The sequence below is a fragment of the Streptomyces sp. WI03-4A genome, assembly GCF_033792105.1.
Classification (GTDB): domain Bacteria; phylum Actinomycetota; class Actinomycetes; order Streptomycetales; family Streptomycetaceae; genus Streptomyces; species Streptomyces collinus_A.
In genome coordinates this window covers 38,152-54,886 of record NZ_JARAUO010000002.1, presented here as the reverse complement: position 1 = coordinate 54,886, position 16,735 = coordinate 38,152, and the positions used below count along the sequence as shown (strand labels likewise).

Annotated in this window: 11 protein-coding genes and 2 pseudogenes; 9 read left to right on the top strand and 4 right to left on the bottom strand. The window is 68.4% G+C overall.

The window, feature by feature from the left end; genetic code table 11:
- Positions 1-167 precede the first annotated feature (167 nt).
- The 5 genes and pseudogenes from PV343_RS03150 to PV343_RS03125 all read left to right on the top strand — a co-directional run bounded on the left by PV343_RS03150 (position 168) and on the right by PV343_RS03125 (position 7,555).
- Entirely contained in the window at positions 168-755 is a 588-nt protein-coding gene (locus PV343_RS03150) for a hypothetical protein (protein WP_319145214.1), read from the top strand.
- Entirely contained in the window at positions 752-1,408 is a 657-nt protein-coding gene (locus tag PV343_RS03145) for a hypothetical protein (protein WP_319145213.1), read from the top strand. The genes PV343_RS03150 and PV343_RS03145 overlap by 4 nt, the downstream gene beginning before the upstream one ends.
- Positions 1,408-6,065 (top strand): annotated as a pseudogene (locus tag PV343_RS03140) (putative T7SS-secreted protein). Before PV343_RS03145 ends, PV343_RS03140 begins: the two are co-directional and overlap by 1 nt.
- Positions 6,066-6,081: 16 nt before the next feature.
- Positions 6,082-6,402 carry a hypothetical protein gene (locus PV343_RS03130; protein ID WP_319145210.1) on the top strand — a complete coding sequence of 107 codons (321 nt, stop codon included), beginning with the start codon at positions 6,082-6,084 and terminating at the stop codon, positions 6,400-6,402.
- Between the two features lie 895 nt (positions 6,403-7,297).
- Positions 7,298-7,555, top strand: a complete 258-nt coding sequence (locus PV343_RS03125) for a helicase associated domain-containing protein (protein WP_319145209.1) — start codon at positions 7,298-7,300, stop codon at positions 7,553-7,555.
- A gap of 423 nt (positions 7,556-7,978) precedes the next feature.
- Here PV343_RS03125 and PV343_RS03120 read toward each other — a convergent pair.
- Together PV343_RS03120 and PV343_RS03115 are read right to left on the bottom strand one after the other, a co-directional pair.
- Positions 7,979-8,422 (bottom strand): annotated as a pseudogene (locus tag PV343_RS03120) (maleylpyruvate isomerase N-terminal domain-containing protein); the annotation flags it as partial.
- 139 nt (positions 8,423-8,561) lie between these two features.
- Complete coding sequence (locus PV343_RS03115; RefSeq protein WP_319145208.1) at positions 8,562-8,753, bottom strand: hypothetical protein; 192 nt, start codon at positions 8,751-8,753, stop codon at positions 8,562-8,564.
- Positions 8,754-8,913: 160 nt separating this feature from the next.
- Here PV343_RS03115 and PV343_RS03110 point away from each other — a divergent pair, with 160 nt between their 5' ends.
- Positions 8,914-9,768, top strand: coding sequence for a hypothetical protein (locus PV343_RS03110; protein WP_319145207.1), 855 nt, complete (start codon positions 8,914-8,916; stop codon positions 9,766-9,768).
- Between the two features lie 261 nt (positions 9,769-10,029).
- Entirely contained in the window at positions 10,030-10,194 is a 165-nt protein-coding gene (locus tag PV343_RS03105) for a hypothetical protein (protein WP_319145206.1), read from the top strand.
- Between the two features lie 671 nt (positions 10,195-10,865).
- Here PV343_RS03105 and PV343_RS03100 read toward each other — a convergent pair.
- Positions 10,866-11,063 (bottom strand): hypothetical protein, encoded by a 198-nt coding sequence (locus PV343_RS03100; RefSeq protein WP_319145205.1) that lies wholly within the window; start codon positions 11,061-11,063, stop codon positions 10,866-10,868.
- An 809-nt stretch (positions 11,064-11,872) separates the two neighbouring features.
- Positions 11,873-12,040: a hypothetical protein gene (locus PV343_RS03095; protein ID WP_319145204.1), complete on the bottom strand. Its 168-nt coding sequence runs from the start codon at positions 12,038-12,040 to the stop codon at positions 11,873-11,875.
- A gap of 342 nt (positions 12,041-12,382) precedes the next feature.
- Between PV343_RS03095 and PV343_RS03090 the strand changes: the two genes are divergently transcribed.
- Positions 12,383-12,586 carry a CU044_2847 family protein gene (locus PV343_RS03090; RefSeq protein ID WP_319145203.1) on the top strand — a complete coding sequence of 68 codons (204 nt, stop codon included), beginning with the start codon at positions 12,383-12,385 and terminating at the stop codon, positions 12,584-12,586.
- Between the two features lie 10 nt (positions 12,587-12,596).
- On the top strand, positions 12,597-16,730 hold the full coding sequence (locus PV343_RS03085) for a trypsin-like peptidase domain-containing protein (protein WP_319145202.1): 4,134 nt from the start codon (positions 12,597-12,599) through the stop codon (positions 16,728-16,730).
- Positions 16,731-16,735: the final 5 nt, after the last annotated feature.

The following is a 16,735-nucleotide window of genomic DNA, read 5'->3' as shown; positions in this document are numbered from 1 at the left end:
ACCACTGACGACTACTGCCTCTCCACCCGCCAACCGGTGGCGCCCGCTGGGTGTAGGAGGGGTGGGGGAGTTGTCACAGTCGGTTGACGCGTGTAGCGCGTCTGGTGTGACGCTTGTTTCCGCCAGGAGTTTGCGGCGTGCGGTGTGCAGTTGTGATGATGTGCTGCATGTCTGAGCACGGGGGTGCGGTCGATGGGCCGCAAGGCGTTCCACGGTCGCGACTCGCGGACTACGCGGACATGACGGACGCGCCGGTCGCTGTCGAGCCGACGACGTCTTCGCATGAGCAGCGCGATCAGGATGCGCAGCTGGGAGAACAGCCGACCGCTCTGGAGCGAGTGCACAGCGCTGCACTCGATAATCCCGAAGTGGCGGCGCACAGGCGGGATTTCGCGGCGCTGCTCGGCGAGTTCCGTCGTACCCCAGTCCTGGTTCCCCTTGGTGACGGCCCCGGACCGGACAACGAACGCGGCCTGCTGACTGCCGACTTGAGCGGTATCCGCTTCATCTTGGCGTTCTCGGACGAGCGGGCGCTCGCCCGTTACGCCCGGGAGCGGGGCGCCTTCGCGCGGGAGTGGACGTATCAGACGGTGCTCGGGGCGCGGCTGCTGGATGTGGCGGTGCCGGCCGCGGGGGTGCCGTGCGGGGTGGCGCTGGACTGTGCGGACGGGCCGGACGGGATGGTGTTCCCGCCGGTGCGGGGCATCGTGCCCGACGAGGCGGCGCTGGACTTCGAGGCGGGGGACGAGGCATGAGCGACGGTGGCAAGGACCTGAAGGCGGACGGGCTCGCACTGGTCGCGAAGGGCCTGACCGAGGCCCTGGGTGAGCTGAAGGAACTCGGCATGGTGGGTGAGGCGGGGGCCGGGCGCGGCTTCTCCGACATCGCGCTGTCGGGCCTCGAACTCGGCCATGAGGGGCTGACGGGTGACTTCAAGTCGTTCTGCGAGCGCTGGGAGTGGGGGGTGCGGTCGCTGGTCGCCGAGGGCAACGGGTTCGCTGTGAAGACGGGGTTGTCGGCGGGCACGTACTACGAGACCGAGCACTACGTGGAGGGTTCCTTCAAGGTGGTCGCCAACTCGGCCGTCGGCAATCCGTACGCCTCCGAGGAGGACGTGGAGAAGATGGGCTGGGGCGACATCGCCACGTCCGGGGTCTACGGCGGGAACGTGGACTACAGCAAGGAGTCCTTCGACCAGGCGATGGCCAACAGCGGGCAGGCGTGGAAGGACGCGGGCCGGGACGTGATGACCTCGCACACCCTCGGGCCCATGGGTGTCAACCCCGAGAACCTGCACAGCGCGTTCGGTGTCTCGGACCAGGAGTACAACCAGTACCTGGACGACACCTTCGGGCCCTCTCCCGAGGCCCGCGCCAAGGCCGCCGGGCAGCAGGGGAGTGAAGGCTGATGGGCGTCCTCGGAGACATAGGCGACGGCCTCAACAGCGCCCTCGGTTACGGCGAACACCTCTATGACGAGGGCAAGAAGAAGCTCGGCGAGGCCGTCGACTACGGCACCGACAAGCTGGGCGGCGCGCTGGACCACGCCGGTCTGCACGACTGGGCCGACAATGTGGAGGACTGGGGCGACGAGGTCGCCTCCGACCTGGGCGCCACCCCGGGCGAGCAGCAGCTCGGCCAGACCGAGGAGCCGGACGAGCTCGTCCACGGCCACCCGGACAGGATCCGGGAGAGCGCCAAGCACCTGAGGGACTTCCACGGCGCCTTCGACAAGGTGAGCACGGGGCTGAAGAAGGTCGACTCCTCCGGCTGGCAGGGCCAGGGCGGCGACGCGTTCCGGGAGAAGTTCGGCGTGCACCCCACCAAGTGGGCGCAGGCCGCCGAGGCCTGTGACACGGCCGCGGGGGCGCTGGAGGCGTACGCGGGCACCGTGAAGTGGGCGCAAGCCCAGGCCAAGGAGGCCGTCGAGCTCTACAAGAAGGGCGTGCAGGCGGCCAAGGCCGCGGCCGACGACTACCGGATCAAGGCCCAGGCCTACGACGCCAAGGCCCGTGCGGGTGACGACCCGGGACCGGAGCCGAAGCAGGACATGGAGGCGGGCAAGGCCGACGTCAAGGCCGCCGTCCAGAAGCTCGCCGAGGCCCGCAAGCAGCGCAACACCGCCGCCTCCGAGGCCCAGGGAAAGGTGAAGGCGGCCCTCGCGCACGCCCCCGCCGAGCCGCCGCCGCTTCAGCGCCTGGGCAACGACCTCACGGACGGCTACCAGGCCGTCAACACCGAACTCACCCACGTGGTCGGCGGCGCGCTCAAGGGCACGGCCGGCCTGCTGAACTTCGCCCGTGGCCTGAACCCCATGGACCCGTACAACCTGACCCATCCGGCCGCCTACATTCAGAACGTCAACATGACGCTGGCCGGCCTGGTCTCCACCGCCTCCCACCCCGAGCGGGTCGTCCAGGCCGCCGTCGACGGCTTCAAGAAGGACCCCTCGGAATTCGTCGGCCGCCTCATCCCCGAACTGGTCGGCACCAAGGGCGCCGGCCTCGCCCGCGGCGGACTGCGGCTCGCGGTGAAGGAAGGAGCGGAAGGAGTCGCGGAGCAGGGACTGCGCAAGACCGCCCGGAACGCCGTGGAAGAGGGCGCGGAGGACGTCTCACGCCGGCCGCTGGAGAAGGTCTGTGAGAAGGACCCCGTCGACGTCGCGACCGGCCGGATGGTGCTGCCGGTAACCGACGTCTCGCTCCCGGCCCAGCTGCCGCTGCTGCTCAAGCGGCAGTTCGAGTCCTCGTACCGCCTCGGCGGCTGGTTCGGACCAGCCTGGTCCTCCACGCTCGACCAGCGCCTGGAGATCGACGCCCAGGGCGTGGTCTTCGTCGGCGAGGACGGCCTGACCCTCGCCTACCCGCACCCGGCACCGGGCGTCCCGACGCTGCCAAGCCACGGTCCGCGCTGGCCGCTGGACAGGGTGGACGACGGGTACACCGTCACCGACCCGGATTCGCGCCAGGTACGGCACTTCGCCGACCGCTCCGACGCGCTGGCGTTGCTGGAACAGCTCGACGATCGCAACGGCAACTGGATCACTTTCGAGTACGACGCCGACGGCACACCTCGTTCGGTGATCCACAGCGGCGGCTACCGGCTGCACATCTCGACGTCGCAGGGCCGGGTCACCGCCTTGCACCTGGCCGGTGCGGCTGCGGAGGGCGGCGACCAGGAACTGGTCCGCTACGGCTACACCGACGGCCACCTCACCGAGACGACCAACTCCTGTGGCCGTCCGACCCGCTTCGGCTACGACAGCCAGGGCCGCATTACCTCCTGGACCGACACCAACGACAGCCACTTCACGTACGTCTACGACGACGAGGACCGCTGCATCCACCAGTCCGGTGCCGCCGGCCACCTGCGCTCCACCTTCACCTACGGGCCAGTCGACCCGGACACCGGCGAGCACACCACGACCATCACCGACTCCTACGGCCACGACACCCGATACCTGATCAACCGCCGCTGCCAGGTGATCGCCGAGACGGACGCCCTCGGTGCCACAACTGGTTACGTCCGCGACCGCTACAACCGCCTGCTGTCCCAGACAGACCCGCTGGGCCACACGACGACGTTCGAGTACGACGAGGCCGGCAACCTCATGCGGGTGGTCCGTCCGGACGGCCGCGAGGTACGAGCGATGCACGGTGAAGCGGGCCTGCCCGTGAAGGTGGTGAACCCGGACGGCACAGTTGTCCGCCAGACCTACGACGAGCGGGGCAACCGCACCTCGGTGACGGACCCCTCGGGCCGGACGACCCACTTCACCTACACCGGCGCCGGTCATCTGGCATCGGTCACAAACCCGCTGGGCAGCACGACGACGGTCGTCTGCGACCGCGCGGGCCTGCCGGTGCGGGTGACGGACCCGCTGGGCGCGGTCACCCGCTACGAACGGGACGCCTTCGGACGCCCGACCACGATCACGAATCCGACAGGCGCCACAACGCTGCTGGACTGGTCCGTCGAGGGCCGCCTGATCCGACGTACCGCGCCGGACGGTACGGCGGAGACGTGGACGTACGACGGCGAGGGCAACTGCACCAGCCACACGGACGCGCTCGGTGGCGTCTCCCGCTTCGAATACACCCACTTCGATCTGCTGGCGGCCCGCACGGGCCCGGACGGGGCGCGCTACGAGTTCGGCCACGACACCGAACTGCGCCTGACGAGAGTGACGAACCCGCAGGGTCTGACGTGGACGTACGAGTACGACCCTGCCGGCCGTCTGGCGAGCGAGAGGGACTTCGACGACCGAGCCCTGACGTACAACTACGATCCCGCCGGCCGCCTGCTCGCGCGGCGGAACGCGCTCGGCGAGGTGGTCTCCTTCGACCGCAACGAACTCGGCCAGGTACTGCGCAAAGACGCGGCCGGGCAGGTGACGACCTACGCCTACGACCTCACCGACCAACTCGCCCGGGCGACGGGACCGGACGGTACTACCCTGACCCTCCTGCGCGACCGCCACGGCCGCCTGCGCTCGGAGACGGTCGACGGCCGCGCGTTGACGTACACCTACGACGCTCTGGGCCGCCGCACCAGCCGAACGACGCCGACCGGGGCCGAGACGACGTGGTCCTACGACGCGGCAGGCCGACGCACCGGCATGGTGGCCTCAGGCCGCGCCATCGACTTCTCCTACGACGCCGCCGGCCGCGAACTGACCCGCCACATCGGCGGCACGATCGCCCTGGAGCACACCTTCGACGCGCTGGGCCGTCTGACGACCCAGTCGGTGACCGGCGCCGCGGGCCGCACGGTGCAGCACCGGGCCTTCAGCTACCGAGCCGACGGAAACGTCATCGGCATCGAGGACCACCTCTCCGGCAGCCGCCGATTCGACCTGGACGCGACAGGCAGGGTGACGGCGGTCCACGCAGCCGGCTGGACGGAACGGTACGCCTACGACGAGGCAGGCAACCAGATCCAGGCGTCCTGGCCCTCGGCCCACCCGGGCCAGGAGGCCACCGGAACCCGCCAGTACACGGGCACCCGCATCGCCCGCGCCGGCAACGTCCGCTACGAGCACGACGCCCTCGGCCGCATCATCCTGCGTCAGAAAACCCGGCTGTCCCGCAAGCCGGACACCTGGCGCTACACATGGGACACCGAGGACCGCCTCACCTCGGTCGTGACCCCGGACGGCACCCGCTGGCGCTACACCTACGACCCCCTGGGCCGCCGCACGGCGAAACTCCGCCTGGCAGCCGACGCCGAAACGGTGCTGGAACGGGTGGACTTCACCTGGGACGACACCACCCTCTGCGAACAGACCACCACCTCCGCCGACCTCCCCAACCCGGTCACCCTCACCTGGGACCACCAGGGCCTGCAACCCCTGACCCAGACGGAACGCATCACCGCAGCCGACGCACCCCAGCAGGAGATCGACTCCCGCTTCTTCGCCATCGTCACCGACCTCGTCGGCACCCCGAGCGAACTCATCGACGAACACGGCGACATCGCCTGGCACACCCGCAGCACGCTCTGGGGAACAACGGCATGGGCGGCCAACAGCACCACATACACACCCCTGCGCTTCCCGGGCCAGTACTACGACCCGGAAACCGGCCTCCACTACAACTACTTCCGCTCGGGTTGGAGCCTTCGCCGAATCCCGTCGCATACGTACCCAACCCGCACGCGTGGGTCGATCCCATGGGTCTGACCCCCTGCCCGCCTCGTGTCAAGGACGGGGGCTGGGACCTGAGGAATCATAATCCGCTCGACGTTGTGCCTGAAGGCGCAGAGACGCGCGTCCTCAAACCCGACCCTAATGGGGGTGCGCAAAAGGGCGTTGAATACAAATGGATAGACCCTGAGACCGGGAACACCGTTCGACTCCGGGTGCATGACAAGGACGGTACCGCACCGGCGGGCTCCAACGCGGCGAAAGGGGATGTCTACCGCATTTCGATCGGTGGAAAATATCAGGACGCTGCGGGCAACTTGTATCACCGGCAAGTTCACAACCCGAAGAGTCCGAACTACAATTCCGGTGCGGCCAACAGCACCCATATACCCTGGCCAACCCAATATCCGCTGCCCTACTGATCCTAGGTTGCAAACAATGGAATCCCACGAGTTCGTCCACATGGTACGTGACGTGCTGGATGCTGAAGCGGCCGTGCGTGAACGCACGGCCGAGGAAGTGACCGACCGGTTGAGCGCCTACTCACCGGCCCAGGTTTCAGCTTTGGCGACGCTGCTGTCGGCGGCTGCGGTATGCGAGAAGGAGACGGCGGTGCTGGAGGCCGACCTCCACGCCATCCTCGAGCTCATGTCGACCGGTCATGTGACACGTGACCACCTCTCACCATTGTGCGAGATTCGGCTCGAGGAACTGCCATCGACGCTTCGCGAATACGTGACCGATTTGCTCGAAGGCTGAGATGTATGCCTGTCGATGACCCCCCTTTCATCCAGCGGCGAGTCGAAGAATTATGCGAAGCTGTCCGGTCTTCAGTGAGGGGCATTGACACGCCGGAGTCGCCAACGCGCCTCCTGAAGATCCGGCGATTTCGCCTGTGGCCGCAAGGAGGACGACATGGCGCGGGCCTGGGACGCCGCGAAGGCGGAGGAGGTACTGCCAGGCGCGCGCGAACTCCGCGTCCCGGCCGCGCCGTTGGTAGACTGCCGCGCTGCTCACGCCGATGGCGGCGGCGGCCGCGATGACGGTGGTGCCCGGCTTGCTCAGTTCCTCGAGGAAACGGGCCACGCGCTGGGGAGTCAGCCGGATGACCCTGCTGGCCCCGTATGGGGGTGAGGCGGCGCTGACCGCGTCGCATGCGGCCGCGAACGTCGGATCGTCTCCCTGCCAGGCCCCTGCACCGCTGATACCGAGGATCGGCTCTGCCCGGCCCGGGGGGAGGCCGAGGGCCAGGAGGCGAAGGTAGTCGGCCCGCAGGGCGTGGCCGCGTTCCTCGTGCACGTCGGGATCCCGGCCGGCGAGAGCGATCGCCAGTCGGATGTCGGTGCGGGGGCCCTGGCCCACACAGCGCGCAGATCGATGCCGAGTTCCGTGGCCGCAGCGTCGGTGAACGGCCACGTCACATCCGGTTGCATCGAGCCTATGGGGTGATCATCCACCACGAGATGCAGCGCGCAACGGCTGGCGTCAACGTTGGCCCAGCCGGTGAGGCCGCTTTGGCGTGCTCTGAACAGGGCGCTGATGGTCACGGCATGGGTGATCAGGCCGGTCAGGGCCATCTCTTCCGCTTCGGCGAAGGGCGCGGTCCAGACCCAGCGGACGCCGCCCTGCGGCAGCGACCTCGCCCACCGTGTCGATGTCCCCACCGCGCACCCTGCCCGGCCAGGGCACCGACCCGCACTTCCTGGAACTGCCTGCCTGGCTCGACGCCCAACGGGCCGCCCGCCGCAACGGCGAAATCAAGGACTGGCAGATCGAACGTCTCGAGGAAGCTGGCATGGTCTGGGAACCCTGCAGCGAGAACCGGCAGATGCTGATCACCGACCCGCCAATGCGCTACGCCCGCCAATACGCCCGGGTTTGCTTGCCCACGGCCATCGCCCTGTCGGCGTAGGCAGCGGCCACCTCCGCATCCTCATGGCCGTAGACGGCCAGTGTGGACAAGTTCAGTACGCTCCGCCCAACTCCGCGCTCGGTCTCAGTTCTTCGAGGGTCCGCACAGCCTCCAGGCCGGTCTGCGCGGCTTCGGTGCTGTGCCGAGGGCTGCGGGTACGGACATCGATGAATCCGCTGCCCGCTATCCACGCAGCGGCGGTGGCTGCGTCCTGTGCCCTCAGCTTGGGGCGCCGGTGCAGGTCGTCATCGGTGAGCAGGAGGGGCAGGATGTGCGCGCTGCCCGGTGACTGGCGCCGCTATGGTCCCGGCCTCGGAAAGGCAGGGGCCTCGGCGGCCGTGGCCTCTACCGGCGGTGCCGGCCCCCAGCCTCGGAACTGCGGGCGGCGCGACACCGGTCAGTAATGGACGTTCCATCCCAGTGCTTCGGGGCGCCCGCGGTGACCTGGGCGTCGTAGGTGTGCACCACGATCTCCTGGAGCTGGTGTGGGGCGGCGCCACCGGCGGTCTGCGGCGACTGCGACGTATCCCACCAGGTCCAGCAGCCGCGATCTGGGCCGGCCTCCCGCAGTGCGTCCAGTAGCTGCTGCGCCGATGCGGCCCACCAGTCCAGCAGGGCCTCGCGCTCCCGAGGCGCAGCCGGGGCGCCCCATGCGGACTTGGCCGGCGGAGCGTCGGCAGGGCCTGCGGCGACGATGGCGGCCCACTTACGGCGCCCCTGGCCCAGGTGCTGCACCAGATCGAACAACGTCCACTCGGGGCAGGTCGGCACCTGCACGTCGAGGCTGGGCGCGGCGGCGACCACGGCGCGGAAGGCCGTCGATCGATCGTTGATCAGCCGCAGCAGATCGGGGAACTCCAGAGTCATTCCACTCTGGATGTCTGTCAGTGTGCTCCGGCAACCGGACAGCGATTTTCATGGCCGACGCGGAGGGCGCGGTGTGCCACTTGCCTACATGGCGGATCCGACCACCGGGGCGAACGGCTCGGGAGGGGACGACCCGCGCTCAGAACTCGACGACAACGCGGAAGAGTGTGGGGTCGGCGATGGCGAAGTCAGGGGAGGTGGACATGCGCTGTCGGAAGCGGGGGTTGAGCGCCACATTGACCAGGCCGAGCCGGGACTCCGGGAACAGTCTGCGGTGCAGCCGGGCGTCCCGGGGAGCCGGCCACCGGTCTCCGCCGTTCGGGCGAGGCACCGGCCGTCGCCGGTACGGCTCCCACCCGGCCGGGCATCCCTGGTCCCACGCGAGGGCACTCGGCTCCACGCGTGCGCGCTCACGCCCTTGCCCAGGAACGACCGCAGAGGCAGGACCTCGGGCCTGCCCCTGCGCACAAAGGAGGAGAAGTCGGACGCTCATGCGAGGAGCCAGGGCGGCGTGGCCGCGGTGGGCACAGGTGGCGGCGGGGGTGGTCGGCCTGGTCGGGGCGGCCCCGGCCGCGGCAGCCGACGAGGGCGGCACCGTGGTGAACTGCACGGCCAACCCCGCGGCCCTGCAGCCCGCGATCAACGCCGCCGCCCCGGGGGCGAAGCTGCTGGTGAACGGGACCTGCACCGGCCCCTTCACCATCGACAGGGACCTGACCCTGCTCGGCCGCAACCGCGCGGTCCTCAACGGCAACCAGGTCGGCCCCACCGTGACGGTCGGAGCCGTCCAGGTGCGGCTGGACAAGCTGACCATCACCAACGGCAAGGCCAACCTCGGCGGCGGCATCCTCAACAACGCCGGCGGCACGGTGACGCTGGACGATTCCACGGTGGAGCGCAACACGGCAAGCGCCGGCGGCGGCATCTTCAACAGCTCGGGCATGGTGACGCTGAACGACTCCAGGGTGGAGCGCAACACGGCAAGCGCCGGCGGCGGCATCTACAACGAGGTCGGCGTGGTGACGCTGGACGACTCCACGTTGGAGCGCAACACGGCAGAAGGCGACGGCGGCGGCATCGACAACGGCGGTGGCACGGTGACGCTGGACGACTCCACGGTGGAGCGCAACACCGCACGCTTCGGCGGCGGCATCTTCAACAACGGCACGGGCACGGTGACGCTGGAAGACTCCACGGTGGAGCGCAACACCGCGAACGGCGGCTCTGGCAGCGGCGGCGGCATCCTCAACAGCGGCGTCGCAGTGACGCTGAATGACTCCACGGTGCGCCGTAACCGCCCGGACAACTGCGCCCCGCCCGGCAGCGTCGCCGACTGCACCGGCTGACCTCCCCACACCCGCCGGCGGAACCGGCCGTCACACCAAAGCGCCCCAGCGGCCCGCCGGGCACCCGGCGGGTGGAGCCACGCCAGGCGGAAACCGCCGAGTTGACAGCGCGGCTGGAGACGCAGCGGGCCTCGTTGTAGGCCACCCGCCCTGCCTCGTCCTGTATGGCGGGCCCGCCAGTGAGGCAGGCCCGCTCGGCGGCGCGCAGGCTCGCCGGGATCACCCTTCGGGCTCGCGGCCGGGCTCAGCGATACAGCATGGGTGTACTTCGTCGTGGCTCGCGCCTACCTGACGGTGCGTCGTGACATCCCGCGGGACCTTATGGTGTTTCTGCAGGACGCGCATGAACGTCGCGGTGTTCTGCGGCAGGTCGGAGCGGTGTATCAGTTCCGGCACATCGACCTGCAACGCCATCTCACCCAGTAACAGCATGGCGCCCGATCTGGCCCCTGAGCTTGATGTCCTTGCTGGAGAAGGCTGACCGGCTACCCGGTGGAGGAATCCCGGCGGTCGCTCTCGCTTCGTAGGCTTGCCATATGGGCAGGGGCAGGGCGCCCCGGCTGAGGCTGGTTGTGGTTGCGGACGACCGCGATGCCGGTCCGCGGTCGTGCCGTGGGTGTGGTGGTCCGCTGATGCCGACGGCGAAGGCGACGCGGTGTTCTGCTCGCCGGGCGTGCCGGTCACGGCACTGGCGCAGGATGCCGCGGGCGCGGGCGCGGGCGCGGACTGAGGCGGTGCAGGCCAGCGTGACGTCCCGCCGCCTGGCCCGGCAGCACCGCCGCACCGAGGCGGTCCCGACCGTCCTCGCGGCCGTCGCCTGAAGATCCCTCCGCTGCCGTTCGGCTGCCCGTCCATCGACGCCCAATCAAACGGCAAGCCAGATCACGACCGCACCTCACAATGCCGTGAGCTGCGGAAAGAGGATGCGGCACAGGTTCTAAGAGCTGCGGCTGATCGTGCGATTTTTTGCGGCAGGCTTCGGCCGTACTGCTGGCCGTGATGCGTAGATGCGACCGACCCCGGCGGGGCACCTCACGGGGTGCCCCGCCGCAGGGGACTCTTTCGCCTGCGGCCAGATCGGCGTTTGGGCGCTCTGGTCAGCCCATCGGCACCATTCCGCCAAGGGCACCATGACCGATTGCGTCGAGTGGGCCGAAAAGGAGGGGAAGGCCCGCGCCCGAGGGGGCGAGCTCATGAATGATGGCGTCGCTGTTCGAGATGCCGTCCGCCTGCGCAGGGGCGGCGACGGACAGGGCTCCGAGAGTGAGCACGCCCAGCACAATGATCTTCTTCATGCCCTGGCAACGAGTCATGTCGCTCGGCGGCACGGGCAGACACTCCGACGCAGGAATCGAGGGCGTTCTGGGCCAGGGCGCATGCACCGAATGCATGGAGCCCCGACGCCCGCGTCTAGCGCTGTTCAAGCCCCCAACCTGCCGATCAACCGGCTGCTCTCCTGACTGTCTCACCCGTCCTATGGAGTCGATCGGTACGAGTGAGACAAACCAACGTCCCGAGGCGCAGAAGGCATCAGCGACGGGAAAACCCTGGTCAAGGCACGGCGGCTCATTGGGACGCCCAGGACGACGACACCCACCAGCAGTTGGCCGTCGACCACCTGGCCGCCGTTGCCCCCTGCGGCCTGGAGGTCCACCAGCCCGAACTGGTGGACCGCCGCGGGCTATATCTGCACCTTTCAAGCGAACCTGCTGGTCACCGGCACTGGAATCGTGCGTGACGTCAAGCATGCGCGAGGTGCGCCGTGCCACCGTGGCCGGCCACGCGAGGGACCTGCAACTCCGTGGGGCCGCCGGCGCCGAACGGAGGCAAGATCCGCAACAGCAGGCCGCGGCGTACCTCACTGACGCCCGTACTTGGCCAGCGCCTCACGACAGGCGGGCACGTACACGTCCCTAGCTGCCCGATACGCTCGCCCGTACCTCTTCCTGTCATCTTCACGGGCCTTGTCGGTGGCAGTCTCGCCATACTTGAGAGGACGTGCATCCTCTTGCATGTAGACATCACAAGCCGCTGCCTCAGCGCGGAAAACGATCTGCCTATAGCCTGTGGCATCAGCGAGCTCCTTTTCCGCCCCGTCCTTGGCTCAGGCGTAGTTCTTGATCCACTCGGCCCGGTCGTCATCGCCCCTCTGCTGGTCGACTTCGTGCCGTGCTTGTTGTCGCACTCGGTCCCGAACTTCGGTGTACAGCCGTTCACGGCGCTCGATCTTTGTGACGATCTTGCTGGCGACGACTTCTATGTCTCCAGGCACCTCATCCCACTCCTTTGGCGTGAGGGCTTCTCCCTTCTCTCGGAGGTCCTGTACTGGGCCGGGGGCGCCTTCAACGCCCCCGGCTCGGGCTTCCTGGCGTGCCTCTTATTAGCCGGGTCGGGGTGGTGTCTCCTCCATACGGCTCACTCTGAGCTGCGGCATATGCCAGTAGTACCGGATGCTGGCCGGGATTCCCGACAAACGCCCTTGAGTAACGGAGGAGGCGCCTTGACACCTCTCACTCAGATTCCGTTGGAAGGCGGGGGTCGGTCCTGGTCGAGGCGCTGGCCGGGTGCGGAGGGTCCGGTGAAGGCCGGGCGCCTTGGAAACATCATCGGAGAGGTGCCTGACACTCTGCGGAACGTTCTAGAGCCGATCACACATGCGGGCCAGGCAGACCTCGACCAGCTGCACAAGGCACAGCCTGACGAGATCACGGTGGAGTTCGGCGTGCATCGTGCGGTGGAGGCCGGTGTGGTGATCACCAAGGGCAGGGCCGCCAGCCACCTGCAGGTGACGGTGCCGTGGAAGGGCGACGGTGGCTAGCGCCGGGCCAGTGGCGGACGACGGCATGCCGGCGCACCTGCCCGCTGCGGTGGCACAGGTCCTCGGGGCCGATGGGAGCGTAGCGGGGGCGGGCTTTCTGGTGGCCGAGGACGTCCTGGTCACGTGTGCGCACGTGGTCCGGGCAGCCGGGTCCGGGCCCGGGGAGCGAGTGCTGCTGAGCTTTTCCTGCATGCAAGGTGCCGACGCACTGGAGGGACGCATCGAGGGATGGCGTGCTCCCGAGGATGAGGATGTCGCCTTCGTCCGGCTGCGTCGAAGGCCGCCGGGTGCCCAGGTGTTGTCACTGGGCTCCGCGGAGGGATGCGGCGGGCATCGGGTGCGATCGTTCGGCTTCCCGGCCCAGGCTCCGCGAGACGGGCACTGGGGCGTCGGAGAGGTAGCTGATCTTCTGCCTGCCTCGGCTGGCCGAGGCAGGCACCTTCAGCTGACCGGTGCCAACGACCTCACCACTGGATTCAGCGGTGCGCCAGTCTTCGACGAGGTGACCGGGCTGGTCATCGGCATGCTCACTGAAATCACCGCCCCTGATATCTACGCGAGAGGACAGGGCATCGCTTACGCCATCCCCTCTCAGGTGCTCCGTGAGCTTCGGCCTGAATTGACCGAGCAGGGGGTGGTCCCGTACCGCGGATTGGAGCCGTTCGACGTCGCACATGCCCGGTGGTTCTACGGCAGGGAGGAGGCAGTCCAGCAGGTATTGGCGGGGCTGGCGCGTGGACAGCGGCTGACGCTCTTGCTGGGGCCCTCCGGGTCCGGTAAGACCTCGCTGATCCAGGCGGGTGTTCTGCCCGCACTGGCCGCGGGGGAGCTGCCGGGGAGCGACGACTGGCTCCCCGTTGTCGTTCGGCCGAGGCAGGACCTGCTGGACGAGTGGGAGCGCGCGGGACTATCCGGGGCCGGCACCGATGGGCTTTCCGCGGCCGTTGACCGCATGCTCGCCGCAGATCCGACTCGGCAGCGTCTCCTGCTCGTCATCGACCAGTTCGAGGAGCTGCTCACTCAATCCAGTGCCCGTACGCCGGACTGCCGTCGGGATGTTACGGAACAGATCATCGAGGCACTAGGCGACCACCATCGGCTCAGCGTGCTCCTCGTCATGCGCGACGACTTTTACCCCCAGCTCGCCGCCGTGGCCCCACGGCTACTGGAAGCCGCAATGCCAGGAGTGCTCAACGTGCTCGCGGTGCTCAACCGGCATGAACTACACGACATCGTCACGCTGCCGATACGTGAGGCGGGAGCGCATTTCGAGCCTGGATTGCCCGGACACATCGTCACCGATGTTCTGGCTGCCGCGCCCGAGACGACCACGATCGGCCAGGCACCGGCGACCATGCTCCCCCTAGTGGAGGTGGCGTTGAGTCAGCTGTGGCTGAGACGCCACGAGGGTTATCTCACCCACGACGCATACCAGCGCATCGGCGGAGTGACGGGCAGCCTCACCACGTGGGCGGATACCGCCCTGGTCCAGCTCCCGCCACATCAACGTCCTATCGCACGGCGCATTCTGACCGCCTTGGTGAGGCCTGCGGACCCTGTTCACCACACTCCCGCGGTGCGCGCCCAGGTCCCCTTGCGAGAACTGCGGGACTTGGCGGCTGATCCCGGCACTGTGCCAGGGGATGACGGCGACTTCGGTGAGGTCCTCGCCGCCCTGACCGCCCACCGCATTGTCATCACGTACACACCGGATGCGCCACAGGACGCCGACACCTCCTCGGCGCAACCGGTGGCAGAACTGATTCACGACGCACTCATCCGCGACTGGGGCAGCCTGCGCGAGTGGGTCCGTCAGGACCACTGCTTCCAGGGGTGGCTGGAACAAGCCCGCGCCGCGCGAGCCCGCTGGGCCGAGACGTCTGACCCCGGCGACCTGCTCACCGGGACAGCACTCGTCGAAGGCCTCGATTGGGCGCAAAAACGCCATTTGCCGGAGGAGATCACTTCCTATCTGACCGCGAGCCGGCAACGTCAACAGGAGGTCCTCCGACGCAGCAGACGCCTCAACGCGGTCCTGGCTTCTGTGCTGGCCCTCGCGCTGATCGCGGCAGGGGTAGCCATGTGGCAATGGCGGACGGCCAGGGCCGAGCAACAGGCAGACGGGTCCCGGCAGATCGCGGCGAAGTCCGGTCAGCTGATCCAGACCAATCCGGACCTGGCGTCCCTGTTGGCCGTCCAGGCCTACCGCACCAGCCCCACACCCGAAGCCTTTGCGAGTCTGCAAGACGCTGCGGCGCTGCCGCTGCACCGGACTCTCATGGATCACACGCGAGAGGTGTACTCAGTCGCGTTCAGCCCGGGCGGGCGCACGCTCGCCACCGGCAGCACGGACGGTACGGCTCGCTTGTGGGGCGTCTCCGCTGGCAGAACCCGAATCGTTCTAAGAGGGCACACCGACGAGGTGTGGTCGGTCGCCTTCTCCCCGGACGGCCGCACGCTTGCCACAGGCAGCGCGGATGGCACGGCCCGCCTGTGGGATGTGGCGACGGGACGGACTCGCAGAGTTCTCCGCGGGCACACAGGCACACTGAACTCTGTGGCGTTCGGCCCTGACGGGCGCACGCTCGCCACCGGTAGCGACGACAAGACCGTCCGACTGTGGGACGTTGCCACCGGTAAGCCCCGTGCCATCCTGCGCGGCCACAGCGACTTGGTGTACTCGGTGGCCTTCAGTCCGGACGGGCGCACGCTTGCCACCGGCAGCGCCGACAACACGGCTCGGTTGTGGGATGCGGCCACTCATCAGGCGCTGACCGTCCTTAGAGGCCACACCGGTGCAGTCTGGTCCGCCAAGTTCAGTCCGGACGGGCGCACGCTTGCCACCGGCAGCGCCGACACCACCGTGCGGTTGTGGGACGTGGCCACCCGCGGTACCCGTATAACCCTGTCCGGCCATACAGCTGCGGCTTGGGCGCTCGCGTTCAGTCCTGACGGGCACACCCTCGCCACCGGAAGCCAGGACCAGACCACAATGCTGTGGGACGTGACCACCGGCACAACCCGCGGCGTCCTCGCTGGTCACAAGGGCGCGGTGGAAGCGGTGGCGTTCAGCCCTGATGGGCGCACGCTTGCCACTGGTAGTGACGATAAGACCGTCCGGTTGTGGAACCTGCTCAGCGGTAAGGCCCGCAAGATCATCACCGGTCATACGGATGCGGTCGCAGCCGTCGCGGTTACTCCCGACGGGCGCCTGCTCGCCACCGGCAGCGGCGACCATACGGTGCGGTTGTGGGACATGGCCTCAGGCAAGGCCCGCAGCACCCTTCCCGGAAATACCGGGAACGTGTATTCAGTGGCGTTCAGTCCGGACGGGCGCCTGCTCGCCGCCGGTAGCGATGATCAAACGGTGAGGCTGTGGGACGTTGCCTCAAGGAGGCTCCGCAGCACCCTCCCCGGGAACGGCGGGGCCGTGTATTCGGTCGCATTCAGTCCGGACGGAAGCACTCTCGCCGCCGGCACCGACGGCAACACCGTGCAACTGTGGGACGTTGCCACCCGCAAGGTCCGCACTCCGATCACCGTCACCCAAGGGGCTGGCTTCCCCGTGAACTCGGTCGCGTTCAGCCCAAACGGACGAACTCTTGCCACTGCCATCGGTGACACCACCGTGCAGTTTTGGGACGTGGTCACAGGCAGGCCCCGCGCCACGTTGACCGGTCATACGAACGCGGTGGACGCGGTGGCTTTCAGTCCTGACGGCCACACCCTTGCCACGGGGAGCGAGGACCAGAACGCCCGCTTGTGGGACGTTGCCACCGCCAGAACCCGCACCACGCTCACGGGCCACACCGGCCCCGTGCATTCGGCGGCGTTCAGTCCTGACGGGCGCACCCTCGCCACCGGAAGCAACGATCAAAGGGTGCGGTTGTGGGATGTGGGCACGGGCCAGGTCCGCGCCACGTTCGCAGGCCACACGGGTCCAGTGTGGTCAGTGGTGTTCAGTCGGGACGGCCGCACCCTGGCCTCCGCCAGTGACGATCGCACCGTACGTCTGTGGGACACGAGCCTCCCGGAGCCTGATGTGGCTATTCGCACCGTCTGCCGGAATGTCGGCCGCGATCTCACCCGTGATGAACGGGCGGCCTTTCTGCCCGGACTGTCAGTTGGGCGGGTGTGCCCGTGACACCT

What these genes read in the sequence shown, in the direction of transcription:
- PV343_RS03150 (WP_319145214.1), top strand. Translation starts at nt 168, where the DNA reads ATGTCTGAGCACGGGGGTGCGGTCGATGGGCCGCAAGGCGTTCCACGG.
- PV343_RS03145 (WP_319145213.1), top strand. Translation starts at nt 752, where the DNA reads ATGAGCGACGGTGGCAAGGACCTGAAGGCGGACGGGCTCGCACTGGTC.
- PV343_RS03130 (WP_319145210.1), top strand. Translation starts at nt 6,082, where the DNA reads ATGGAATCCCACGAGTTCGTCCACATGGTACGTGACGTGCTGGATGCT.
- PV343_RS03125 (WP_319145209.1), top strand. Translation starts at nt 7,298, where the DNA reads ATGTCCCCACCGCGCACCCTGCCCGGCCAGGGCACCGACCCGCACTTC.
- PV343_RS03110 (WP_319145207.1), top strand. Translation starts at nt 8,914, where the DNA reads ATGCGAGGAGCCAGGGCGGCGTGGCCGCGGTGGGCACAGGTGGCGGCG.
- PV343_RS03100 (WP_319145205.1), bottom strand. Translation starts at nt 11,063, where the DNA reads ATGAAGAAGATCATTGTGCTGGGCGTGCTCACTCTCGGAGCCCTGTCC.